The sequence below is a fragment of the Microbispora rosea genome (assembly GCF_900156315.1).
Classification (GTDB): Bacteria; Actinomycetota; Actinomycetes; order Streptosporangiales; family Streptosporangiaceae; genus Microbispora; species Microbispora rosea.
The window spans coordinates 414,588-438,999 of record NZ_FTNI01000002.1; the positions used below are offsets into that span (position 1 = coordinate 414,588).

General features: G+C 71.5%; 16 protein-coding genes and 1 pseudogene. 11 read left to right on the forward strand and 6 right to left on the reverse strand.

The window, feature by feature from the left end:
• Positions 1-4 precede the first annotated feature (4 nt).
• A complete protein-coding gene (locus BXA11_RS04575; RefSeq protein ID WP_083743945.1) occupies positions 5-4,126 on the reverse strand; it encodes a LamG-like jellyroll fold domain-containing protein in 4,122 nt (1,373 codons plus the stop codon).
• A gap of 431 nt (positions 4,127-4,557) precedes the next feature.
• Here BXA11_RS04575 and BXA11_RS04580 point away from each other — a divergent pair, with 431 nt between their 5' ends.
• Both BXA11_RS04580 and BXA11_RS04585 read left to right on the forward strand, forming a co-directional pair.
• On the forward strand, positions 4,558-5,277 hold the full coding sequence (locus BXA11_RS04580) for an HAD family hydrolase (protein ID WP_076433174.1): 720 nt from the start codon (positions 4,558-4,560) through the stop codon (positions 5,275-5,277).
• 295 nt (positions 5,278-5,572) lie between these two features.
• Entirely contained in the window at positions 5,573-7,051 is a 1,479-nt protein-coding gene (locus tag BXA11_RS04585; RefSeq protein ID WP_076432921.1) for an SMP-30/gluconolactonase/LRE family protein, read from the forward strand.
• Between the two features lie 38 nt (positions 7,052-7,089).
• Here the strand turns inward: BXA11_RS04585 and BXA11_RS04590 are convergent, their stop codons facing one another.
• Positions 7,090-8,637, reverse strand: a complete 1,548-nt coding sequence (locus BXA11_RS04590) for a penicillin-binding transpeptidase domain-containing protein (protein ID WP_076432923.1) — start codon at positions 8,635-8,637, stop codon at positions 7,090-7,092.
• Positions 8,638-8,745: 108 nt separating this feature from the next.
• Here BXA11_RS04590 and BXA11_RS04595 point away from each other — a divergent pair, with 108 nt between their 5' ends.
• The 4 genes from BXA11_RS04595 to BXA11_RS04610 all read left to right on the forward strand — a co-directional run bounded on the left by BXA11_RS04595 (position 8,746) and on the right by BXA11_RS04610 (position 14,087).
• On the forward strand, positions 8,746-9,693 hold the full coding sequence (locus BXA11_RS04595) for a LysR family transcriptional regulator (RefSeq protein ID WP_030509313.1): 948 nt from the start codon (positions 8,746-8,748) through the stop codon (positions 9,691-9,693).
• Positions 9,690-10,589 carry a serine hydrolase gene (locus BXA11_RS04600; protein WP_076432925.1) on the forward strand — a complete coding sequence of 300 codons (900 nt, stop codon included), beginning with the start codon at positions 9,690-9,692 and terminating at the stop codon, positions 10,587-10,589. Before BXA11_RS04595 ends, BXA11_RS04600 begins: the two co-directional genes overlap by 4 nt.
• Before the next feature lie 62 nt (positions 10,590-10,651).
• A complete protein-coding gene (locus BXA11_RS04605) occupies positions 10,652-12,574 on the forward strand; it encodes an acetoacetate--CoA ligase (RefSeq protein ID WP_076432927.1) in 1,923 nt (640 codons plus the stop codon).
• 70 nt (positions 12,575-12,644) lie between these two features.
• Positions 12,645-14,087 carry an AAA family ATPase gene (locus tag BXA11_RS04610; RefSeq protein ID WP_076432929.1) on the forward strand — a complete coding sequence of 481 codons (1,443 nt, stop codon included), beginning with the start codon at positions 12,645-12,647 and terminating at the stop codon, positions 14,085-14,087.
• On the opposite strand, the pseudogene BXA11_RS04615 reads toward BXA11_RS04610, so the two are convergent.
• Positions 14,079-15,033, reverse strand: a pseudogene (locus tag BXA11_RS04615) (helix-turn-helix transcriptional regulator). The gene BXA11_RS04610 and the pseudogene BXA11_RS04615 overlap by 9 nt on opposite strands.
• A gap of 87 nt (positions 15,034-15,120) precedes the next feature.
• Here BXA11_RS04615 and BXA11_RS04620 point away from each other — a divergent pair.
• Complete coding sequence (locus BXA11_RS04620; RefSeq protein ID WP_076432931.1) at positions 15,121-16,110, forward strand: MDR family NADP-dependent oxidoreductase; 990 nt, start codon at positions 15,121-15,123, stop codon at positions 16,108-16,110.
• Positions 16,107-17,186 carry a winged helix DNA-binding domain-containing protein gene (locus BXA11_RS04625; RefSeq protein ID WP_076432933.1) on the forward strand — a complete coding sequence of 360 codons (1,080 nt, stop codon included), beginning with the start codon at positions 16,107-16,109 and terminating at the stop codon, positions 17,184-17,186. The genes BXA11_RS04620 and BXA11_RS04625 overlap by 4 nt, the downstream gene beginning before the upstream one ends.
• Positions 17,187-17,228: 42 nt before the next feature.
• On the opposite strand, the gene BXA11_RS04630 is transcribed toward BXA11_RS04625, so the two are convergent.
• Positions 17,229-17,729, reverse strand: a complete 501-nt coding sequence (locus BXA11_RS04630) for a winged helix-turn-helix transcriptional regulator (protein ID WP_076432935.1) — start codon at positions 17,727-17,729, stop codon at positions 17,229-17,231.
• 97 nt (positions 17,730-17,826) lie between these two features.
• On the opposite strand from BXA11_RS04630, the gene BXA11_RS04635 reads away from it, so the two are divergent.
• The 3 genes from BXA11_RS04635 (at position 17,827) to BXA11_RS04645 (ending at position 22,501) form a co-directional block, all read left to right on the forward strand.
• Positions 17,827-18,471, forward strand: coding sequence for a dihydrofolate reductase family protein (locus tag BXA11_RS04635; protein WP_030509305.1), 645 nt, complete (start codon positions 17,827-17,829; stop codon positions 18,469-18,471).
• A gap of 20 nt (positions 18,472-18,491) precedes the next feature.
• A complete protein-coding gene (locus BXA11_RS04640) occupies positions 18,492-19,283 on the forward strand; it encodes an alpha/beta fold hydrolase (RefSeq protein ID WP_076432938.1) in 792 nt (263 codons plus the stop codon).
• A gap of 62 nt (positions 19,284-19,345) precedes the next feature.
• On the forward strand, positions 19,346-22,501 hold the full coding sequence (locus BXA11_RS04645; protein WP_076432940.1) for an ATP-binding protein: 3,156 nt from the start codon (positions 19,346-19,348) through the stop codon (positions 22,499-22,501).
• Between the two features lies 1 nt (position 22,502).
• On the opposite strand, the gene BXA11_RS04650 is transcribed toward BXA11_RS04645, so the two are convergent.
• Both BXA11_RS04650 and BXA11_RS04655 read right to left on the reverse strand, forming a co-directional pair.
• A complete protein-coding gene (locus BXA11_RS04650; RefSeq protein WP_076432942.1) occupies positions 22,503-23,348 on the reverse strand; it encodes an ABC transporter permease in 846 nt (281 codons plus the stop codon).
• Positions 23,345-24,367 carry an ATP-binding cassette domain-containing protein gene (locus tag BXA11_RS04655; protein WP_076432944.1) on the reverse strand — a complete coding sequence of 341 codons (1,023 nt, stop codon included), beginning with the start codon at positions 24,365-24,367 and terminating at the stop codon, positions 23,345-23,347. Before BXA11_RS04655 ends, BXA11_RS04650 begins: the two co-directional genes overlap by 4 nt.
• Between the last annotated feature and the right edge of the window lie 45 nt (positions 24,368-24,412).

Genomic DNA, 24,412 nt, shown 5'->3' on the forward strand with positions numbered 1-24,412 from the left:
TCGCTTACAGGCCGGTGTCCGTGGCCAGCTCGGTGCCGCCGGCCAGCATCTGGATCTGTTCCTCGGTCGCGATCCCCTGGATGGCCCACACGTCGTCGATCACGCCGGGCCAGTACTCGGCCCATGCGCCGTCCGCCTTGGTACGGCCGAGCTGGAGCCCCTTGCCCGCGTTGAAGCCGATCACGTTGTGGCGCCAGGACACCGTGTCCTCGACCTGTTCCAGCTCGCCGTTCACGTAGAGCCGCATCTCGTCCTGGAAGGCGTCGTACACGATCGCCACGTGATCCCAGTCGAAGCCGGACTGGAAGGCCGAATGCTCGGCGGTCGGCCGGGCCGCGCCGGTCGCGTCCTTGTCCGGCATCTCGATCTGGTAGCCGCCCGCGTTCGCCGGGTCGGCCGGGTCGGGCCGGTAGCGCAGGGTGAACGCGCTGTTGACCGAGCCCTCCTGGCTGAAGACCGCCGCGGCCCTGGACGGCCGTCCCGCGGTCGTCACCCAGCCCGCGATCGTGAAGCTCTCGTCGGTGCGGACGGCCGGGACGGAGGTGGCGGCGTAGTCGCCGTCGCCGTCCAGCACCAGGCCGCCCGGCGGGGTGCCGACCCAGCCAGCTCCCTGGTCGATCCTGGCGTTGCCGTTCAGCGTGACGTGGCGCCCGGACGGGCCGTCGTCGGCGGCGATGGTCAGCGAGGCGCCGGAGGCCAGTGTCGCGATCTCCGAGTCGCTGATGATCTGGTCGTACAGCCGCACGTCGTCGATGTCGCCGGGGAAGTAGGACTTCAGCGTGCCGTACCAGCCGGCCCCGATCTGCACCGGGCCGGTGGCCTTCCACGGCGTGGTGAAGGCCGTCGTGGAGTTGAGCTTGCCGTTGACGTAGAGCCTGATCTGCTTGTTCGCCGCGTCGTACACACCGGCGAGGTGGGTCCAGACGCCGCCCTCGGGCACGGCCGTGGACTGGGCCCGGGTGATCACGTCGTCGTCGTTGTCGTTGTTGTAGCGGTTGAAGATCCACCGGTCGTAGCTGGAGGAGTAGTACAGCTCGAACCCGCTGCGCCGGGAGCCGGCCTGTGTCGCGATGATCGCGGCGTGGGTCGGTTTGGCCGCCGGGAGCTTGGCCCAGGCCGACACCGAGAAGCTCTTGGTGGTGTCGGGCAGGACCGGGCCGCCGGTCTTGAGATAGCCGGTCGTGCCGTCGAGGTGCACGGCCTTGCCGAACCGCCCCGCCGCGCCGAACGTGACGCCGCCCTGCGGACCGGCCGGGTAGGCGCCGCCCGACTCCTCCGCGCGCGGGGCCCCGGCCGCCTCGTCCATCTTCCAGTAGGCGGTGGCGGCCCGTACGGCGGAGGCGGAGTCGTTCAGCTTCCAGCGCGAGGCCACCACGGGATGCTGGGTGAACAGGTTGCCGACCTCCTCGGGCGTGACGATGCGGTCGAACAGCCGCACGTCGTCGATCTCGCCGGGGAAGAAGGCGTCGAGCTTGCCGTACCAGCCCGCGCCGATCTGCACCGGGCCGGTGGCGTTCCACGGGGTCGTGTAGGCCGTCGTGGCCTGGAGCTGCCCGTTGACGTACAGCTTGATGTTCTTGGCCACCGGGTCGTACACGCCGACGAGGTGGGTCCATTCGCTGCCCTGGGGCGAGGCGGTGCCGATCGCCCGGGTGATCGTGCCGTCGGTCGTGTCGTTGTTGTAGCGGTTGAAGATCCACCGGTCGTAGCCGGAGGAGTAGTACAGCTCGAACCCGCTGCGCTGGGCGCCGATCTGCGTGGCGATGATCCCGGCGTGCGTGGGCTTGGTGGCGGGCAGCCGCGCCCAGGCCGACACCGCGTAGCCGTTGCGCGTGTCGAGCACCGGCCCGGCGGTCCTGGCGTAGCCGTCGGTGCCGTTGGTCTGCATGGCGGTCTTCGACATGCCGTCCACCCCGAGCGTCACCCCGCCGTACACGGTCGCCGGGTACGCGCCCGAGACGTCGGCCACCTGGGTGGAGTCGATCGGCTCGTCCAGGGCCCACTGAGCCTTGGCCGGGGAGCCCGTCTTCACGCGGAACACGTAGCGCCCGATCTCGCTGGAGTTGCCGGCCGCGTCGAACGCCTTCACGGTGAGGTAGTTCGGCCCGGCGTGATCGGGTGCGATGTCGATGGTCACCGCCCCGCCCGCGCTGGACGGCTTGCGCTCGTTGGCGGAGGTCGGGTTGGAGTTGACGCCGAACCAGTACTTGACCACGTCGGACGAGGACGAGGCCGCGGTGAAACGGCCGTAGCGGCCGACGCCGTCATACCAGGGATCGGCCTCGTTCTCCGGGTCCGACTGCGGATAGGCACTGGACGACAGCGTGGGAGCGGCCGGCACGCCCTTGTCGTAGGTGAAGTAGCACGCGGTGGCGTCGCCCGCGTAGCTCCACGGGCTGTACTGGTAGCCGTCCCAGGTGCGGACGTACCAGTTGATCGTCTTCTTCTCGGGTATCGACGCCGGCAGCGTGACCTGGAAGGTCGAGCCGGTGGTCTTCGGGCCGATCTTGCCCGACGACCACTTCTGCGCGCCGTCCCAGGTCGCGCCGAACTCGGCGTACACCTTCTTGGCGTCCGCGGAGTCGGCGTCGAGCAGGACCGCCGAGATGGTGGGGGGCACGCGTACGGCGGGGGCGGGGGAGTAGACGCAGGTGCCGCCGGGGTTCATCGACAGGTTCGACATCTTCGGCTGCGGCGGCGGGGTGTTGTAGTTGACCCGCAGGTAGGCGTCGTCGGCGAAGCGCTTCCAGCCCCCGGGGTCGGTCTCGTAGCCCGCGCGCAGGCCGAACGTCGTGGTCGACCACTTGCCCGCCGAGGCGTCCTTGACGGCCTTGGTCGCGTCGAACTCGACGTCGCCCGCGGGGCAGCTGGACGACCAGCCCTTGGCCACGTCACGGGTGTCGAGGTGCTCCAGCCAGTTGTCCGAGGTGGAGTTCCATGTCGAGCTCTCGATGAACCCCTTGGTGCGCCACAACTGCACGGTGCGGCCGTCGCACGAGTACGACCAGGTCTCCTTGGCCACGAAGTCGGCCGAGATGATGTATTTGCCGGCGTACGCGCTGGTCGGCATGCGGTAGAAGATGCGCTTGACGTCGGACGGCGCGCACTTGGAGTCGCCCGAGCACAGGCCCATGCCCGAGTCGGCCTTGCCGCCGAACTTGTAGTACGACTGGCTGGGGTAGGTACGCGACACGTAGGCCCAGGCCGACGCCTTGACCGTCTTCCACACCGGGTCGATGTAGACGGGATAGCGGGTGTCGGGCGCGTCGAGCAGCGCCCGGTCGGGGGTGAGGGTGAGGCTCCCGCCCTCCACGGCCGCGCTCAGGCCGGCGACCTTCGAGGTGTCGGAGGGGCCGCGCTCCAGCGGGGCCGAGGTCGCCGCCTTCAGCGCGGGGGCCGGGGCGCCGGAGTCCCACATGACCGCCGCGGGCGCCTCGAAGAGCGCTCCGCCGCCCGCGGCGTCGACCGCCTCGACGGCGCCGCCGTCCTTCGTCCGCACACCCAGCCCCGGGCCGCCGAGGCCGAGCGTGAGCCGGGTCAGCGCGCCGTTCGCGGCGGCCTCCCTGGTCTTGACGACGAGGGTGTGGGAGAAGCCGTCCACATCGGCCCGTACGACGAGGTCCACGTCCTTCATGACGTCGTGGTAGACGGCCGAGTCGCCCTGCAGTTCGGGTTCCGGCAGCCCTCCGGGCCACTTCAGCGACATTTCGCGGCCGGCCCTGGCGACGCGGGCCAGCGGTGCGTCGCCGCCGCTCGACAGCGACAGCCCGACGGTGCTCGCGCGCGGCCCGATCGAGCCGTCCGGCCGCCGGACCAGCGTCGTGTCGGGCGCGACCCAGGAGTCGCCCTCGCGCACCCGCACGGGGCGCAGATGCTCGACCGTGGTGAACGTGCCGTCGGGGTTGGCGTAGGTCTCCCGGTCCTCGCCGCGCTTGGCCAGCACCTCGACCGGGCGGCCGGTCTCGCGGGCGGCCTGCCCGGCGGCCTCGTCGGTCGGCGCACCTTCCTCCGGCGCTCCTTCTCCCGGCGCTACTGGATCGGCCTGAGCGGCGCGGGGAGCGGCGTACGCCGCGCTCTCGCCCTCGGCGGTTACGGTCAGGCCGATCGCGAGGACCGCGGCCAGCACTGTAGAACCCAGCTTTCGGTACACGACGTCCGCCTCATTCTGGACAGGGTGGGACGAGAGCTAAGAACCGCGCGGAAAGTGCAAAAAACGTTTACTGATCATTAAGAGAACCTTCGGTGACATGTCTTGTCAATATCTTGTTTGCGAGGTGGTGGACGATTACGATCTCCGCGCCTCGGGTGCGAGGGAAAGCGGGTTCGGGCTGTATCCGCGGCGGATTTGCGGACTCTCCGCATGCCGCATGGGCCGGGTTCCGGCCACGGCGGCTCTCGGGGTAACGGGCGCCGGGAAGAGCGCCCGGGCGCATTTCGGCCGGTACCTCGCAAGCAGTCCCGCCTGTGAGGGGTTATAAGACGGTTGTGGATACAGCGGGCACTCCGCGTGGGCCGTACGCTGAGCACGATCCACACCGCACCCCCACGGAGGCCGCGATCAACCGCCTCGTTCTCTGGAACATCGACCTGACGCTCGTCGACGTCGCCATCGTCACCCGCGACGCCTACGCGGACGCGTTCCGGATGGTGACAGGGCGACCGCTGGTGAAGCTCGCACCGGCGCTGGGCCGTCCCGACTCGGAGATCGTCTTCGAGACCCTGGCCGTCAACGGCATCGCCGTCGAGGACCACCATCTGCCGAGATTCCTCGACGCGCTGGCCGTCTGCTTCGCGGAGCGGCGCGGGCGGCTGGCCAAGGAGGGCCGTGCGCTGCCCGGCGCCAAGGACGCGCTCAAGGCCGTGTCGCGTCTCGACGGCGTCGTCCAGTCGGTGCTCACCGGCACCATCAAGAGCAACGCCGTGCACAAGCTCAAGGCGTTCGGGCTGGACAAGTGGATCGACGTCGAGGTGGGCGGCTACGGCGAGGAGGTCTACCCGAAGGCCACCCTGCTGCAGGTCGCGCAGGGGCGGGCCAAGGCCAGGCACGGCGCCGTCTTCACCGCCGGCAACACGGTCCTCATCGGCGACTCCACGCGTGATGTCCAGGCGGCGACGATCGGCGGCGCCGCCATGATCGGTGTCGCGTCGGGCCGGTCCACGGCCGCCGAGTTGCGCGAGGCGGGGGCGGACATCGTGCTCTCCGACCTGTCCAACCCCTCCGAAGTCGTCGCGGCCGTCGCCCGCCTGACCACCCCGGCCGACCGTACGGCCCACTGACCCCGGACTCGGGGGAGCACCGGGGGCGCGGGCTGAACGTTTCAGCGCCGGGGCGTGGTTCCTTTCGGCCGCCGATCGGCTCGCCGGTCGGGCGGGCGGCCGCGTTCGCCCAGGCCGGGGCGGCCGTAGGCGCGGCGCGCGATCGTTCACCGCACCGTCGGCCGCGTCCTACCCGGCGATCGTCGTACCGGGGGACCGATCACTACCGCCTGCTCGGTCGCTTAATTTCGGAACGCGCGGCCGGCTGTGCGCCGCGTGGCGTGCCGGTTGGCTCCTGTCTCCGAAAGGACTCCTGATGAGACGAAGTCTCGCAACCGTCGCGGCCGCCGGACTGGCCGCCGCGCTGGTCGCCGGTGGATCCGCGATGACGACGACTCCGGCCACGGCCGCCGCCGGGTGCAAGGTGACCTACACGATCGTGAACCAATGGGGCGGCGGCTTCCAGGGCGACGTGGCCATCACCAATCTCGGCGACCCTGTCGGCGGCTGGAAGCTGGAGTTCGACTTCCCGGACTCCGGTCAGAAGATCGCGTCCGGCTGGAACGCCACCTGGACGCAGTCCGGCACGCACGTGACCGCGACCAGCGTGTCCTACAACGGCTCCATCGCCACCAACGCCACGGTCAGTGGCATGGGATTCACCGCGAGCCTCACCGGCGCCAACCCCGTGCCTGCCACCTTCTGGCTCAACGGCTTCATGTGCAGCGGACCCGCAACCCTCAGCCCCTCGCCCAGCCCGAGTCCCTCGCCGAGCCCGAGTCCCTCGCCGAGCCCCACTCCAACGCCGAGCCCGAGTCCCACGCCGAGCCCGACTCCGACCGTCACGCCCACGCCGGGCACGCCGCGCCCCGGCGTCGGACCGTGTACGCCGGGCGCGACCTACCCCAACCCGCTGCCGTCGTCGTCGGTGACCGCCACCAAGATCCGGGACGGGTTCAACTTCCTCGAAGGCCCGGTCTGGGACGCCACCACCCAGACCCTGCTGCTGTCGCTCATGCGCGACGGCACGGGATCGGAAGGCGTCCAGCCCGCGGACGTACTGCGGTTCACCGAGCCGAACACCTTCGAGACCTTCATCTCCGGCTCCGGCAGCAACGGCCTGGCCCTCAGCCGGGACGGCGGCACGCTGCTGGCCGCGACACACGACCAGCGCAGCGTCTCCTCCTTCCGCCTGCCCGACCGGACCCGCGGCGTGGTCGCCTCGTCCTATCAAGGCCGCGCCTTCAACTCACCCAATGACCTCACCGTCGGCGCCGACGGCACCGTCTACTTCACCGACCCCGACTTCCAGCGCGCCAACCGGCCCGACCAGATGTCCGGCCGCACCGGCGTGTTCCGGGTCAAGAACGGCGTCGTCTCGCTGATCGACGACACCATCCGGGAGCCGAACGGCGTCGTGCTCTCTCCCGACGGCAAGACGCTCTACGTCGGCGGCAACGGCACCGGCCGGATCTACAAGTGGCCCGTCAACCCCGACGGCAGCGTCGGCGCCCGCGCCGACTTCGCGTCCCTGAACGGCTCGGACGGCGCGACCATCGACTGTGCCGGCAACCTCTACCAGGCGTCCTTCAACGACGGCAAGGTCCACGTGTACGCGCCGTCCGGCGTTCAGCTCGGCACCATCTCCGCCGGGCTCGACACCACCAACGTCGCCTTCGGGGGCCCCGACGGCCGGACGCTGTACATCACCTCGGGAACGCCCTCCCGCGGCGGGAACAGCGGCAACTTCGGTCTCTACCGCGTGCGGCTGAACGTCCCCGGCTGGCCGTACTGAGCGTCGTCACAGCGCCTTAATGTCACAGTGCCTTGTTGTCACAGCGCGTTGAGGAAGCGGGCCGCGACGGGGGCCGCCACCTGCGCTCCGGTGCCGCCGCCCTCGACCACGACGGCGAAGGCCAGGTCGCCCTTGTAGCCGATGAACCACGAGTGCGTCGGAGGGTTCTGGCCGTCATCGGCCGAGCCGTACTCGGCCGTGCCGGTCTTGCCGGCCGTGCCGGCGGGGAAGGAGACGCCGCTCGCGGTGCCCTCGCTGACGACGGCGGGCATGAGGCGGCGCAGCGCGGACACGACCGCGGGCTCCAGCGCGCGCGGCGGCGTGCCGCCGTCGGGGACGAGTGAGGCCGGGACCAGCCGGGGTTGCCGCCAGGTGCCGGCGGCGATGGCGCCGGCGACGGCGGCCATGTTCAGCGGGCTGGCCAGGACGCGCCCCTGGCCGATGGCCGCGGACGCGAGGTCGGTGTCGTCATGCGGCGCGGGGAAGGCGGCGTCCACGGCGGGCACCCCGATCTTGATGCTGGCGCCGAAACCGAAGTCGGCGGCCACCTTGGACAGGCGATCGGCGCCGAGGCGGCGGACCGCCATGTCGCCGAACGTCGTGTTGCACGAGTGGGCGAAGGCGTCGACGAAGCGCAGCGTGCCGTAGTCGTGGAATTCGGCGTTGTGGAACGGGAAGCCGCCGATCGTCTTCTCGGCCGGGCACTCGACGGTCTGGCCGGGCGTGACGCCGCCGGCGACCAGCGCCGAGGCCGTCACGATCTTGAAAGTCGAGCCGGGCGGATACGTGCCGAGCAGGGCGCGGTTGTAGCCGCCCGGCTTGTTGACCACCGCGAGGACCTCGCCCGTGGACGGGCGCAGCGCGACGAGCGAGGCGGGTTTGTCCACGCCCTCCAGGGCCTGCGCTCCCGCCTGGTGCACCCGCAGGTCGAGGGTGGTCCGCAGCGGCTTGCCGGGCTTCGACCCGCCCTCGGCCAGCGTGGCGACCTTCGTGTTCGTACGGGTGTCGACCAGGTCGGCCCGGGCGGACGCGGTGCCGGCCAGGCGGGAGGCGTACTGCTCGCGCAGCCCCTCGACGATCTGCTGCACGGAGCCGGGGGCGTCCGGCGTGTCGATACGGGTGCCGTCGGCGTCGGTGATGGGCGCGCGCTCGGCGGGCACGGTGGTGAGCTTGGCCCGGACACCGTCGCCCATCCGTGGGTGGATGGCCGTCGAGGTCCATGCCACCTTCCAGGCGCGGTCGCGCTCGACCAGGCGGAGCCTCCCGTCGTACGCGATGGGCAGCGGGCCGGTCAGCCGCGCCCGGAACCGCACCGTGTCGTCCTGGACGTTCGTGACCTGGAATCGCTGCCCCGTGAGCTTCAGGTCGTCGTGGAAGCGTCGATAGGTGCTTTCGAAGCCGGCCGGCGGGTCGGCGGCGAGCGTGCGCATCGCCGCGTAGTCCGAACGTGACCAGGCCGCGAGGAAGTCCCGCGCGGTCTCCTCCGGTGATCCCTTCGTCCGCAGCGCCCACACCGTGACCCCCGCGGCCACCACCGGCACGAGCACCGCCGCCGTGACGTACGGCCAGCGCCTTCGCTCTCGCATGCGTCCCCCTTCGAGTCGAGTGCACGCCAAGAGCAGCAGATCGGCCGGAAGAATGTCCAATATGGATATCAACGTGCTTCATGTGCGGTTCGGATATGCTCCCAGCTCGTGGACTTGGTCCGGCATCTCGGCTACTTCCTGGTTGTGACGGAAGAGCTGCATTTCGGGAACGCGGCCGCGCGACTGGGGATGGCGCAGCCGCCGCTGAGCCAGCGCATCAGGCGGCTGGAGGAGGAGCTGGGCGTGCGCCTGTTCGAGCGGTCGAGCCGGCGGGTGGCGCTCACGGAGGCGGGACGGCTGCTGGTGCCCGAGGCCCGTGAGATCGTCGCCAGGGTCGAGCGGATGCGCGACCTCATGTCCGACCTCGCGCGCGGCGACGCGGCGGTCGTGCGGGCGGGCGTCCCCGCCGACCTGGGCGCGGCCGTGCTCGCCGCGCTCATCGCGGGGTTTCGCGACCGCCGCCCCGACGTACGGCTGTCGCTGACCGAGATGGGCACGGCCGCGCAGGTCGGCGCGTTGCTGGAGGGCAGGCTCGACGTCGGGCTGCTGCGGCATCCGGTCGCCGCGAACGGGCTCGCGTACGGGCCGGTGCTCGTCCGGCATCCGGGTGTCCTGCTGGCGGAGGACGACGAGCTGACCGCCTGGGCGACCGTGCACCTCGGCGACCTGGCCGGGCGGGACCTGGTGCTGTTTCCCCGGGACGCCGAGCCCGGCCTGTACGACGACACGCTGGCCTCGTGCCGCCGGGGCGGCTTCGTCCCCACTGAGATCGTCTGCACCGACCGCCTGGAGTTCGCCCTCGGCCTGGTCCTGTCCGGAACGGCCGTCGCGTTCGGCGCCCCCGCCGAGGTGCCGGGCGTCGTGTGGCGACCCCTGGCGGGCGCGCCCCTGGCCTGGCGCTGCTCCCCTGCCTGGCGGACCGAGCCGGGGCCGTACGTGCGAGACTTCACGACCGTGGCCGTACAGGTGCTGAAAGAGAGCGCCGGCATGGTGGACGAAGGCGTGCCGCCCGCGCCGCGGGTGACGCCGCGCCCGGCGACCGGGTTCCTCGCATGAAACCCGGCATTAACCCCGGCATTAATCCCGTGGAGCGCGTCTTCCGGTCCGCCGGCGTCACGGGGTGGCTGCACGCGGTCGACATCGACGACGGGCGCGAGGTGGGCCTGCGGGCCGACGAGCCGGTGGTGCTCGCGTCGGTCTTCAAGGTGCCCCTGCTGCTGGAACTGCAGCGCCAGGCCGAGCGCGGGCTGTTCGACCTCACCGAACGTGTCGGCGTGCCGGCCGGGGACCGTACGGGTGGGGGCACCGGACTGGCGGCGATGCTGGACGACGCCACGCTGTCACTGCGCGACCTGGCCTACCTGATGATGGCGGTGAGCGACAACACCGCGGCCGACGTGCTGCTCGCCCGGGTGGGCAGGGAGGCGGTCAACGCGCTGCTCGACGGCCTCGGGCTGACGGCGACGCGGGTGGTGCAGAACTGCCGCGAGATGCTCACCAGCCTGTGGGTGGACGCGGGCGTGGCGGATCAGTCGGCCGTGACCCAGGCGTGCACCGACCCCGAGGTGGTGGCGCGGCTGAGCGCGCTCGACCCGGCGGTGGGCAACCGGAGCACGCCACGCGAGATGACCCGGCTGCTGGCCATGATCTGGCGGGACGAGGCGGCGGGAGCGGCCTCCTGCGCGGCGATCCGCCGCCTCATGGCGCTGCAGGTGTGGCCGCACCGGCTGGCCTCGGGCTTCCCGTTCGACGACGTCGCGGTGAGCGGCAAGACGGGCACGCTGCCCACGCTGCGCAACGAGGTCGGGGTGGTCGAGTATCCCGACGGCGGGCGCTACGCCGTGGCCGTGTTCACCCGGTCGTTCGGCACCGCGCAGAATCAGCCGCGGGCCGACGCCGCGATCGGAGCCGCCGCCCGGATGGCGATCGACCAGCTCAGAACCCACATATGACAGGCCCTTTCTATGTGGGCGGGGAGGGTGACATGCGGCGCAAGCGTGGCAAAGATGGGGACATGGTCGAGGAAGGCGCTCTGCTCTGGGAACCCACGCCCGACGTCGTACGTGCGGCCCGGATCACCCGTTACATGGAACGACTGGGCCGTACGGGGGACTACGAGGACGTCTGGAAGTGGTCGGTCGAGTCTCCGGCCGACTTCTGGACCTCCATATGGGACTACTTCGGCGTGGTAGGTACGCGTGGCGACGGGCCCGTCATCCAGGGAACGATGCCGGACGCCGAATGGTTCGCGGGATCGGCCCTGAATTACGCCGAGAACGCGCTGCGCGGCCACCCTGGCCGGTCGGCGGTGATTTTCCGCAACGAATCGGGCAGCCGCTGGCAGTACTCGCTCGGTGAGCTCCGCGAGGAGGTCGCCCGGGTCCGGGCGGGCCTCGTGCGGCTGGGTGTCGGGCGTGGTGACCGGGTCGCCGCCTATGTGCCGAACATCCCCGAGGCCCTCATCGCCTTCCTGGCCACCGCCTCGCTTGGGGCGATCTGGTCCTCCTGCTCGCCCGACTTCGGCGCGCCCAGCGTGACCGACCGGTTCGCCCAGATCGAGCCGAAGGTGCTGGTCGCGGTGGACGGCTACCGCTACGGCGGCAAGGCGTACGACCGGTCGGCGGTGGTGCGCGAGATCGCCGGGAAGCTGCCGACGCTGGAGGCCACCGTATGGATTCCAGCGCTCCGCGAGGGCGCGCCCGATGACGCCCCCGATACCGCGTTGAGCTGGGACGACCTGCGTGCCGAGACCGCGCCGCTGGAGTTCGAGCGGGTGCCCTTCGGCCATCCCCTGTGGGTGCTGTACTCGTCCGGCACCACCGGCCTGCCCAAGCCCATCGTGCACGGCCACGGCGGCATCGTGCTGGAGCACCTCAAGTCGTTGTCCTTCCACCAGGACCTCGGCGAGGGCGATGTGTTCTTCTGGTACACCACCACGGGCTGGATGATGTGGAACTACCTCATCGGCGGCCTTCTCGTGGGGTCCACCGTCCTGCTGTACGACGGCAGCGCGGCCCACCCCGACACCGGTGCCCTGTGGCGGCTCGCCGCCGAGGAGGGCGTGACGTACTTCGGTACCGGCGCGCCGTACATCATGGCGTCGATGAAGGCCGGCGTGAAGCCGCGGGGGCTCGACCGGCTGCGGGGGATCGGCTCGACCGGCTCGCCGCTGCCGCCCGAGGGGTTCGCCTGGGTCTACTCGGATGTGCGGCCCGACGTGCAGCTCGGCTCGTTCTCCGGCGGCACCGACGTGTGCACCGGGTTCGTGGGTGCGGTGCCGCTGCTGCCGATCCGGGCCGGCGTGATCCCGTGCCGCTGCCTCGGCGCGTCCGTCGAGTCCTTCGACCCCGCGGGCGCCTCGATGGTGGGCGAGGTGGGGGAGCTCGTCATCACCCGGCCCATGCCGTCCATGCCGGTCATGTTCTGGAACGACCCCTCGGGCGACCGCTATCGGGAGTCGTACTTCGCCGACTACCCGGGTGTCTGGCGGCACGGCGACTGGATCAAGATCCTGCCCGACGGCGGCTGCGTCATCTACGGCCGCTCCGACTCCACCCTGAACCGCGGCGGCGTACGGATGGGCACCAGCGAGTTCTACCGCGTCGTGGAGCGCTTCGAGGAGATCGCCGACAGCCTCGTCATCGACACCGGGCAGCTCGGCCAGGAGGGCAGGCTGCTGCTGTTCGTCACCCTGGCCGACGGCGCGTCCCTGTCCGACGAGCTGACGTCTCGCCTGCGTACGGCCCTGCGCACCGAGCTGTCGCCCCGGCACGTGCCCGACGAGATCCACGTGGTCCCCGGCATCCCGCGCACGCTGTCGGGCAAGAAGCTGGAGGTCCCCGTACGGAAGATCCTGCTCGGCACCCCGGTCGAGAAGGCCGCCAACCCCGACGCCATGGCCAACCCCGAGGTCCTCACCCACTTCGCGCCGCAGTAGTAGGACGAGAACTTTATAAGTACACTTCTAAGAAGTCGGCTTCTTAGAAGTGCACTTATATGGGGGTCTCATGAAGCCTGCTCACGTCTTCGACCGCGATCGCGAGTGGGCCGCCCTCAAGGATTTCGCCGAGGCACCGGCCGCGGAGATGAGGCTGGCGGTGGTGAGTGGTCGGCGCCGCCAGGGCAAGACGTTCCTCCTGCAGGCGCTCGCCGACGTGTGCGGCGGCTTCTATTTCGTGGCCGTCGAATCCACGTCGGTGGACGCACTCCGGCAGTTCGGTACGGCCGTGGCGGCATACCTGGGGGTGCCGGGCACGCTGGCGTTCGCGAACTGGGACGAGGCGATCACCCATCTCCTGGACCACTGCAGTGACCGGTTGATCGTTCTCGACGAGTTCCCGTATCTCATGAAGGCCGATCCCTCGATCCCCTCGATCCTGCAGCGGGAGATCGACGCCCGGCTCGCGCATCGCGGCACCGGCAGCCGGGTGCGTCTGGTGCTCGCCGGATCCGCCATGTCGGTCATGGGGAAACTCCTCGCCGGACAGGCGCCGCTACGCGGGCGGGCGTCACTCGACCTGGTGGTACAGCCGTTCGACCACCGTGTGGCGAGGCGGTTCTGGGGCATTGAGGATCCGCGGCTCGCGCTCCAGCTGAATGCCATCGTGGGCGGGACACCGGCGTACAGAACCGGCTTCGTCGACCACGAGAGCCCGGGCGACGATCTCGACGACTGGGTCGTCCGGCGCGTGCTCAGTTCCGCGACGCCGCTCTTCCGCGAGGCCCGATACCTGCTGACCAACGAGATGGAGATCCGGGACGAGGCGCTCTACCACGCCGTCCTCGGCGCCATCGCGGCCGGGAACAACACGCGGGGCGGCATCGCGGGACACATGGAGCGCAAGGCGACGGACATCGCGCATCCGCTCGCCGTTTTGGAGGACTGTCAGCTCATCCGCAAGGAGATCGACCCGGTACGCAAGCGCTCGCTCTACCGTGTCGCGGAGCCGCTGGTCACGTTCTACGAGGCGATCATGCGGCCGGCCTGGAGCCTGCTGGAAAGGGGATGGGCCGACCGGGTGTGGCAGTCGGCCAGGCCGAGGTTCACGTCCCAGGTGGTGGGCCCGCACTTCGAGCATGTGTGCCGGGAGTTCGCACTCGCCCACGGCTGGAACGGCGAGTTCGCCGCCGAGGTCGCTGCGGGGATCGCGCCCGGGGGCGGCAGGGGGCAGAACATCGAGGTCGACGTGATCGCCCTCGCGCCTCAGGACAACCACACGCGCCGGCTCCTGTCCGTCGGCGAGGCGAAGTGGTCAGAGGTCATGCACGTGGGTCACCTGAAGCGCCTGGAACAGGCCAGAGACCAACTGCACACGCGCGGGCTCGACACCCGCGACACCGTGCTCGCCCTTTACAGCGGCGCCGGCTTCGACGCCGCGCTCACCGACGCCGCAGCTCGCGATCCCCGGATCCTCCTGGTCGACCTGCCCATGCTGTACGAGTCAGCGTGATGCCGGTCCGGGTGCTGTGGCCCGGACGAAGCGTTCGCCCCATTCGCGGACGTACGCGACGAACTCCGGCGGACCCAGCACCTCGAACTCCGCGCCCACGTTGCCCAGCGCCTGAATCGGCCAGTCCAGTGAGGTCGAGGTCATCGTGAGCAGGCACCTACGCTCGCCGGCCTCTTCGACCGTCCCCCACTGCCCGACCGCCGTACGCACCCGTGCGGCGGGCGCGTGCACGAGGGCCTCGACCGCGTACGGCTCGGGCACGCCGCCGGCCGCTCTGACGAACGCCGCCGCGTCCCGGGCGGGCAGGTCGCGCGGGCGGAAGCGGGATCCCGCCGGCCGCGCCTCTGTCAGGCGGTCGAGCCGGAAGCTGCGCCAGTCCTGCCTCGCCAGGTCGTAGGCGACCAGATACCAGCGGCGGCCGACGGTGACCAGCCGGTAGGGCTCGACCTCCCGCGAGGAGGGCTCGCGGCCCCGCGCGGCGTAGGAGAAGCGCAGCCGCTCCTCGTCACGGCAGGCCTGGGCGACGACGGTCAGCACGTCCACGGCGACGACCGGTTGCGCCGAGGTCGCGGAGACCATCGCCTTGCTCAGGACGTCCACGCGGCGGCGCAGCCGGGGCGGCATGACCTGGACGACCTTGGTGAGGGCGCGGATCGCGGACGCCTCCATGCCCGTGATCGCGCTCCGCGCGGCCTCGCCCATGCCGACGGCGAGCGCGACCGCCTCCTCCTCGTCGAGCAGCAGCGGCGGCAGTACGGCGCCGGGCGCGAGCTGGTAGCCGCCGTCGGTCCCGCGCGAGGTGTGCACCGGGTATCCCAGCTCCCGCAGTCGGTCGACGTCACGACGCAGCGTCCGCTCGGAGACGCCGAGCCGGTCGGCCAGCCCAGCGGCGGTGGGTCTGCAGGAGGGACAGCAGCCGGAGGGTGCGTGAGCTCGTGTTCGCCATGGTTCCAGTCTGTCCGGACTTCCGGTCGGAAAGTGGCCGGAAGCCTCCCTAGCGTGGATCTCGAAGCTCTGATCAGGAGGAACAGGAATGATCACTCGTGAGATCCGGCTGGCCGCGCCCGTCGCCGGCGAGCCGGGCCCCGGCCACTTCACCGTCGCCGAGACCGAGGTGGACGGCGAGGTGACCGTCAGGACCGACTACGTCGGCCTGGCCGCGACCTACCTGGAGCTGATGCGGGCCGACTGCCGGATCCCGGTGCCCGCCTGGCAGCCCGGTGACCGCGTGGGAGCCGCCGTCGTGGGGACCGTCGTCCGGTCCGGCAGCCCGGATCTCGCCGTCGGCGATCTGGTGCAGTCGATGACCGGCTGGAGCGAATACTCCGCGGGCCCGGCCGCGCAGTACGTCAAGCTCGACCGGGGGCTCTTCCCCGACCCCTCCTATCACCTGGGCCAGGGCGTGACGGCCTACTACGGGATGGCCGACGTCGCCGCCGTAGGGGAGGGGGATGTGGTGTTCGTCTCGGGCGCGGCCGGCGGGGTCGGCTCGCTGGCCGGGCAGATCGCCAAGTGCCGGGGCGCGGCCAGGGTGATCGGCAGCGCGGGCAGCCCGGCGAAGGCCGCCTATCTGGTCGACGAGCTCGGCTATGACGCCGCCTTCGACTACCACGACGGTCCGGTGGCCGACCGGCTGCGAGAGCTCGCGCCCGAGGGCATCACGGTCTTCTTCGACGTCGTGGGCGGGGAGCAGTACGACGCGGCGGTCCGGGCGGCGCGTCCCGGCGCCCGCTTCGCGCTGTGCGGCTCCCTGTCCCACCAGCTCGGCGGCGATGCCGACCGCTTCCCCGAGCCGGACCGCGCGGCGGCCGGGGCCCGGGGCATCGAGCTGCTGCCGTTCTCCTGTCACCACACGCCGGAACAGGTCGCGGCCTGGCGCGAGTACTTCACCCGCTGGCTGGCGGAAGGCCGTTTCGTCTTTCCGCAGACGGTCGTCGAGGGCGGCATCGAGCAGGTGCCGGAGGCGTTCCTGTCCCTGCTCAAGGGCTCCTATCGGGGCAACGTCGCGGTGCGGCTGGCGTGAGCGTGCTTTCCCTGCGTGCGCTCAACCGGGCGCTGTTGCACCGGCAGTTCCTGATGGAGCGCACCCGCCGCACCGCGCTGCAGGTGCTCGGACACCTGGTCGCCATGCAGGCCCAGGAGCCGAACTGGCCCTACGTCGGGCTGTGGAGCCGCGTCGACGGCTTCACCCAGGCCCAGCTGAGCGTCCTGCTGGAGGAGCGGACGGTGGTCCGCTCGGCGCTGCTGCGCAGCACCCAGCACCTGGCCGTGTCCGGCGACTTCCGCCGGTTCCGGCCCGTGCTGCAACCGGTCCTCGACCGTACGGCGAGCACGCCGTACTTCAGGCGGGTGAGCGGGGGACTCGACACCGGCGCGCTCACGGCGGCCGGAGCGCGGATCCTGGCGGGCCGGACGCTGCCCCGGCGGGAGCTGGCCCGGCTGCTGGCGCTGCGCCACCCCGGCCGGGAGGGGAAGATCCTGGCCGGGGAGGTGGAGCTGAGAAGCCCGCTGGTCCACACCCCCGAGACCGCGACGTGGGGCCGCTGGGGCACCCGGAACGCCGTCTCGGTCACCCGCGCCGAGGACTGGCTCGGCGCGCCCATGACACCGGCCCCGGTCCAGGAACTCGTCCGCCGCTATCTGGCGGCCTACGGCCCGGCCGGCGTGATGGACGTGCAGGCGTGGTCGGGGCTGACGCGGCTGCGCGAGGTGATCCAGACCATGCGCGGCGAGCTGCGCTGCTGTCGCGACCCCGAAGGCAGGGAGCTGTTCGACCTGGAGACCGCGCCGGAGCCGCCCGACCCCGGCACACCTGTTCCCGTGCGGTTCCTGCCCGCCTTCGACAACCTGCTGCTCGGCCACGCCGACCGGACCCGCGTGATCAGTGACGCCGACCGCAAGCGGGTGATGCCGGGCGCGGCGATGGTGCTGCCGACCTTCCTCGTGGACGGGTTCGTCCACGGCAGCTGGTCGGTCAAGGACGGCACGCTGCGGCTCGTCCCGTTCCGGCCGTTGCGGGCGGCCGAAAGGGACGCGGTGGCGGAGGAGGCCGAACGCCTGCTGCCGTTCCTGGGGGCCGCGAACATCGCGTACGGGTGAGGCGGTCAGGGGACGAGGACGTACGCCCGGGGTTGAATCACTTCATGTGGTGGACGTCGCCAGGACGTGTTCGTACGCCTCCTGCAGCAACTGGGACGCGCGCGGGCGGCCGGGGTCGGGGCGGGGGATGCCGAGGTGCGCCTCGCGCAGCTCGTCCATCAGGTTCTCCCACAGTGGTGGGCCGCCCTCCTCCAGCAGCTGCGCGCGGATGGTCAGCTCCGGTGTCGTCGGACGGTGCCGCAGGCCCCACGAGCCGAGTGCGACCATGATCGGAACCGTCTGGATGCCCGCCTCGGTGAGGCTGTAGGTTCCTCGCCGTCCCCGCCCCGCGTCCTCGTGGGTCAGCAGGCCACCGGCGACGAGCGCCTTGAGGCGGCTGCTGAGGATGTTCGACGCGATCGCCTCGTCGGAGTTGGCGAGCAGGTCACGGAAGTGCCGCCGCCCGCCGAAGATCACATCGCGCAGGACGATGAGGCTCCACCTGTCGCCGAGGGCCTCCACCGCCGCATTGATCGCGCACCCCGACCGCGGCTCGTGTCGCATGACCGACCTCCAACTGATTGCGTTTTGCCACCACCTAGTCTACGGTTATTTCTAGTAGTTGCAATCCGCAATCGCTACCGAAGCCAGGAGACCAGCAATGTCTCGCGTCAGAGTCCACAACTTCGCCGTCTCTCTGGACGGCTTCGCCACGGGCGAGGGGCAGAGCCTCGACGAGCCGTTCGGCCACGCCGGTGGGCGGCTCCACGAGTGGTTCTTCGACACCCGGGTCTTCCTCGCCATGCAGGGGAAGACCGGTGGCAGCGCCGGGGTCGACGACGCCGTGGCCCGCACCTGGAACGAGGGCGTCGGCGCGGAGATCATGGGCCGCAACAAGTTCGGGCCGCAGCGGGGCCCGTGGGAGGACCACGAGTGGACCGGATGGTGGGGTCCGAACCCGCCGTTCCACACGCCGGTCTTCGTCCTGACCCATCACCCCCGGCCCTCGATCGAGATGGAGGGGGGCACCACGTTCCACTTCGTCGACGGCGGTCCCGAGGAGGCGCTGCGGCAGGCGCGCGAGGCCGCGGGCGATCTCGACGTGCGGATCGGCGGCGGGCCGAGCACCGTCCGCCAGTTCCTGGCCGCGGACCTGGTCGACCACATGCACGTCGCCGTCGTCCCGATCGTCCTGGGCCGCGGCGAACGCCTGTGGGACGGGCTCGAAGGGCTCGAGGAGCGCTTCGGGATCGAGTCCGTGACCACCCCGAGCGGCATCACCCACATGACCTTCACGCGACGGTAGACCCTGAAAGGCTGACGGACATGACCGAGAACATCACTTCGAAGGACGGCACGACCCTCGCCGTCGACACGATCGGCCAGGGCGCGCCGGTGATCCTCGTCGGCGGCGCGTTCAACGACCGCTCCACCGTGGCCGGGCTCGGCGCCGAACTCGCGCCGGCGTTCACCGTCGTGACCTACGACCGGCGCGGCCGGGTGGCCAGCGACGACAAGAGCGACGACTACCGGGTCGCCAACGAGGTCGACGACCTGGCGGCCGTCATCGAGCACGTGGGCGGCCGGGCCTCGGCGTTCGGCCACTCCTCGGGCGCGGTCCTCGTGCTGGAGGGGGCCATGCGCGGGCTGCCGATCGACCGGGTGGCCGTCTACGAGCCGCCGTACTGCGCGGACGAGAACCAGCCGAGGCCGGCGGCCGACATCTACGACCGGCTCACGGCCCTGGTGGCCGCCGGTGACCGCGACGGCGCGGTGGAGCTGTTCCTCCACGAGGCGGTCGGGGTCCCGGCCGAGGCGATCGCCGGGATGAAGGCCGGGGAGGGGTGGGCGTTCCTGGCCGACAAGGCGCCCAGCCTGCCGTACGACGTGCTGGTCAGCGCGCCCTGGCAGGTGATGCCGTTCGATCGGCTCGCCGCCGTCGGCGTGCCGGTGCTGGCGGTCTACGGCGACCAGACCGCGCCGAACCTGGCGGAGGGGACGAAGGCCGTCGCGGCGGCCGTGCCCGGCGCCGAACTGCAGGTGATGCCCGGAGAGGACCACGGAGTGTTGCAGCGGCCGGCGGCGCTGGCGCAGCTCCTCGCGAAGTTCCTCGGCTGACGCGGTCTGCCCGGATCCGAGGCTGGGAAATTGTCGGAGCGGGCGGATACCGTCGGAGCGGCATGCGAATCGACGGCGCGACCCCTCAGCTCATCGGCAGGGAGCATCCTGCCGCGATGCTGCGTGCCGAGATCGCGCGGGCGGTCGGCAGTCACGGCGGCCTGACGCTGGTCGCCGGTGAGGCCGGCATCGGCAAGACCACGCTTGTCGCCAGCGCGGCCGAGGAGGCCAGGCGCCTGGGCGCGCTGGTCCTCGGCGGAGCCTGCTGGGAGTCCGACAACGCCCCCGGCTACTGGCCGTGGGTGCAGGTGCTGCGGGGCATGCGGCGGTGCGCCGCGCCCGAGGAGTGGGCGGCGGCCGAGGACGCCGCGGGCGCCGGACTGGCCGCGCTGCTGGGCGAATCGCCGAGCGCCGACGCGGCCGAGGGCTTCCGGCTGTACGACGCGGTGACGAGCGCCCTGGTGGCGGTGTCCCAGAGCCGCCCCCTGGTGGTCGTGCTCGAAGACCTCCACTGGGCGGACGTCGCGTCGCTCAGGCTGCTGGAGTTCGCGGCCCAGCACACCTGGTTCGAGCGGGTGCTGCTGGTGGGCACCTACCGCGACGTGGAGGTGGAGTCGGCGGACCATCCGCTGCGGCCCCTCGTGCTGCCGCTCGTGGCGCGGGCGACCACGGTCACCTTGACCGGGCTCGAACGCGAGGAGGTCGGCGCGTTGATGACCCGTGCCGCCGGCCGGGATCCGTCCACCGACCTCGTCGCCGAGGTGCACCGGCGCACCGGCGGCAACCCCTTCTTCGTCGAGCAGACGGCGCGGCTGTGGCGCAGCGGCGGTTCGGTCGCCACGATCGCTCCCGGCGTCCGCGACACCCTCCTGCGCCGGCTGTCCCTGCTCCCCGCGCAGGTCGTGGACCTTCTCGTCACCGCCGCGGTGCTCGGGCGTCAGTTCCATCGCCAGGTGCTGGCCGCCGTCGCCGCCGCTCCGGTTCTCCAGGTGGAACGGCTGCTCGACCAGGCGGTGGCCGCACGGCTCGTGGTGGCGAGCGGCGGGGCGGCGAGTGGCGGGGAGACCTTCGCGTTCGCCCACGACCTGGTCCGCCAGACGCTCTACGAGTCTCTCGACGAGAAGGCGGCAACGCGGCGGCATGCCGCGGTCGTCCACGCCGTGGACCGGTCGCCCACCCTCGCCGAGCATGTGCTCCCCGCCGACGTTGCACGGCACGCCTACCTCGCCGGTGACCAGGTGGAGCCGGCCCACGCGGCGGACCGGCTGCTCGCCGCCGCCCGTGACGCCGCCGCGCGCCTGGCCACCGAGGAGGCGCTCGGGCACTATCGCAGGGCGCTCGAACTGGCCGCCGTCGCCGGCGAGCCGCGCCGGCGCGTCGTGATCGCACTCGAATTCGGCCGCGAGGTCTATCACGGGGACGACCGCGACGGCGGCCGGCGCGCGTTCGAGGAGGCGGCCGCCGTCGCGCGGGAGGCCGGCGAGCCCGAGCTGGTCGCCAGGGTGGCGCTGTCCGTCTACGCGGCCGGTGGCGGCGACGGCGGTCCGCTGGCCGCCGACCTGCTGCGGGAGGCGCACGGCGAGCTGGTCCGGGACGGCCGGCCCCCCGGCGAGGAGCCCTCCCTCGACCACCTCGCACGAGAGCTGGCCATCCATGTGGCTCTGCTCGCCCGGCGCGGCGAGGACGACGAGGCGCTGGCCTTCAGCCTGTGGGCCTCCCACGACGCCATCTGGGGCCTGGGCACCGCACCGGAGAGGGCGGCGCTGACTGGAGAGCTGCTGACTCTGGCCCGCCGCACGGGCGACGTGGAGATGGAGAGCATCGCCGCCGCGTTGCGCTGGGTGGCTCTGCTCGAGCAGGGAGACCCCTCCTACTTCGACCAGTTCCGCGAGTTCGTCACGCTCGGCGGCCGCGCCGACCTGCCGCGCATCGATATGGCCACGGCCAGCGACCGCAGCATCATCGCCGCGCTCACGGGCGACTTCGGCCAGGCGGAGACCCTGCTCGACGAGCTCGCCCGGTTCGAGCACGGGCACGACCACTTCGCGTACATGCTGGACCATCACCGCTGGGCCGTTCGTATGCTCCAGGGCCGCGACGACGGCCTGGACGAGGTCCACCGTGCGCTGCGCAGGAGCCGGCACCCCTGCCCGGGCCTGCTGGAGGCGATGACCGCGCTGCGCAGGGGTGACGGCGCGACCGCACTGCGCCACCTGCGCGACACCATGGCCAGAGGCGAGCCGAGACGTTCGGTCCAACCCCTGTGGCTGCGGTTCCAGGCCATGGTGGCCGCCTGGTCGCGCGACCCGGAGCTGTGCGAGAAGGCGAGGGCCGAGCTCGATCCTTACCTCGGCACCTGGGCGGTGTCGCTGTACGGCTGGGATATCGGCGGCCCGGTGGTCCTCCTGCGTGCTCTCGTCGACGCGGCGCAGGAACGCTGGGACGAGGCGATCGACGGGTTCACCGCCGCCTGGCACTCCGCCGAACTGCTCCTCGCCCGCCCGTGGTCCGTCGAGGCGCGGGCGCATCTCGGCGAGGCGTTGCTGCGGCGGGGCCGCCCGGGCGACGCCGAGGAGGCCGCGAAGCTGCTGGACGACGTGGAGGGCGAGGCGGGCCGGCTCGGCATGCGGCACATCCTGGAGCGCGTCCGCAGGAGCCGTACGCCCGTCGCCGGAGCCGGGTTCCGGTGGGACGGCGCGGTCTGGACCCTGGAGTTCGGCGGCCACACCGTTCGCCTGCCCGACGCCAAGGGCCTGCGCGACCTGCACTTCCTGCTGAGCCATCCCGGGGCCGACCTGCCCGCCGTACGGCTGCTCGCCCCGGAGGGCGGGGAGCTGGTCGTCGCCGCCCGGGGGATGGGCGGCGACGCGGTCCTCGACGAGGAGGCCAAGGCGCGATACCGGCGCCGGCTCGCGTTGCTCGACGAGGAGATCGACCGGGCGGCCGAGCGGGGAGACGACGGCCGGGCGGCGGAGTTCGACAGGGAGCGGGCGGCCCTGCTGGACGAGCTGCGTTCCGCCTCCGGGCTCGGCGGGCGTGACCGCCGTCTCGGCGACGAGGCGGAGCGCGCCCGCAAGGCCGTCACCGCCCGTATCCGTGACGTGCTGCGCAAGCTCGACCGCCTTCATCCCGCGATGGCCGCGCATCTGCGCGCGGCCGTCTCCACCGGCGCCACCTGCCGCTATCAACCCGGCCACGAGATCGCCTGGCGCCTGTGACCTATTTGCGGTTGTAGAGGCGCATGGTCAGCGCGCCGAAGACCAAGATTGACAGCGCGCCGCAGACCAGCACCCAGGTGATCTCCCCGGTGTCCGGGCTGCCCGCCATCAGGGAACGCGCCGCGGTGACCAGGTGGGAGATGGGGTTGACCCCGACGAACGCCTGCAGCCAGCCCGGCATGGTCTGCGGGTCCACGTAGACGTTGCTGAGGAAGGTGAGCGGGAACAGCACCAGCATGCTGACGCCCATCACCGACTTCTCGCTGCGCAGCAGCAGCCCGAACATCGTCCAGATCCACGAAAACGCGAACGAGAAGGCCACCAGCAGCGCGATCGCGGCCAGCACGCCGGCGACCCCGCCCGGCGGGCGGAAGCCCAGCACCAGGCCGACCACGAGGATGACCGTCGAGGCCATCGTGTAGCGGAGGGCGTCGCCGAGCAGGTAGCCGACCATGGTGGACGGCCGCCAGATCGGCAGCGTACGGAAGCGGTCGAAGACGCCCTTCTCGATGTCCTTGTTGACCTCGACACCGGTGTACATCGTGATCATCACGACGCTCGTCACCATGATGCCCGGCAGCAGGAACTGCAGATACTCCGTCGGCGAGCCCGCCAGCGCACCGCCGAACAGGTAGGTGAACATCAACGTCATCATGATCGGAAACGCGGTGACGTCGAACAGCTGCTCGGGCACGTGCTTGATCTTCAGCATCGCCCGCCAGCCGAACGTCAGAGAGGCCGACAGGGCGCTGGGGCGCGGCGGGCGTGCCCCGGGGGCCAGGACCGCGCCCAGCGTGTCGGCGGCGGGGACGAAGGACGTGCCGGTCTCGGTGGTCGTGGCACTCATGCCGCCTCCTCCTGAGCGTTCTTGTCGGTGGCCGGGTGATCCGTAAGTGCCAGGCTGTGTTCCCCAGGAGGCGCGCCTGTCAGCGCGAGGAAGGCCTCATCCAGGCTGGGCTGGCCGAGGGAGAAGTCGTCCACGACGATGCCGGACGCCGCGAGCGCCGCGAGGGCGCGCGAGGCGCGCTCCGCGCCCGCGTCGGCGTCATCCCCGGCGATGCGGGCGGTCAGGGCCACGGGATCGGCCTCCAACTGGACCTGGGTGTTCAGCTCTTTGGCCAGCACCCGCTCGGCCTCCGGCCGCTGCACGGCGTCCCGCAGCCGCACGTGCACCGACCCCGAGCCGACCGACGACTTGAGCTCGCCCGGCGTGCCCTCGGCGATGACCTTGCCGTGGTCGACGACCGCGATGCGCCCCGCCAGCCGGTCGGCCTCGTCCAGATACTGCGTGGTGAGCAGCACGGTCGTGCCGTGGGCGACCACGATCCTGACGATGTCCCAGACCTGGTTGCGGCTGCGCGGGTCGAGGCCGGTCGTGGGCTCGTCCAGGAACAACAGGTCGGGCGTGTTGAGGATGCTGGCCGCGATGTCCAGCCTTCTGCGCATGCCGCCTGAGTAGGTCTTGACCTGCCGGCCGGCGGCCTCGGTCAGCCCGAACGCCTCAAGCAGCCGCATGGCCCTGTCTCTGGCGGCGGCCCTCCTGTGGCCCAGCAGCCTGCCGAGCAGCACCAGGTTCTCCAACCCGGTCATCTCTTCGTCCACCGAGGCGTACTGGCCCGTCAGGCTCACCCGGCTGCGTACGGCGTCGGGCTCGCGCAGCACGTCGTGGCCGAAGACCCTGGCCTCGCCGCCGTCCGGGCGCAGCAGGGTCGCCAGCATCTTGACCGCCGTGGTCTTCCCCGCCCCGTTGGGGCCGAGCACGCCGTACACCGTGCCTGCCGGCACCGTGAGATCGAGCCCGTCCACCGCGCGGTTGTCGCCGAATGTCTTGACCAGGCCCGATGTCTCTATCGCCAGGTCCCGCATGATATGTCGTCTCCGTTCCGTCTAGCCGTTCACGGAAGAGGCGCC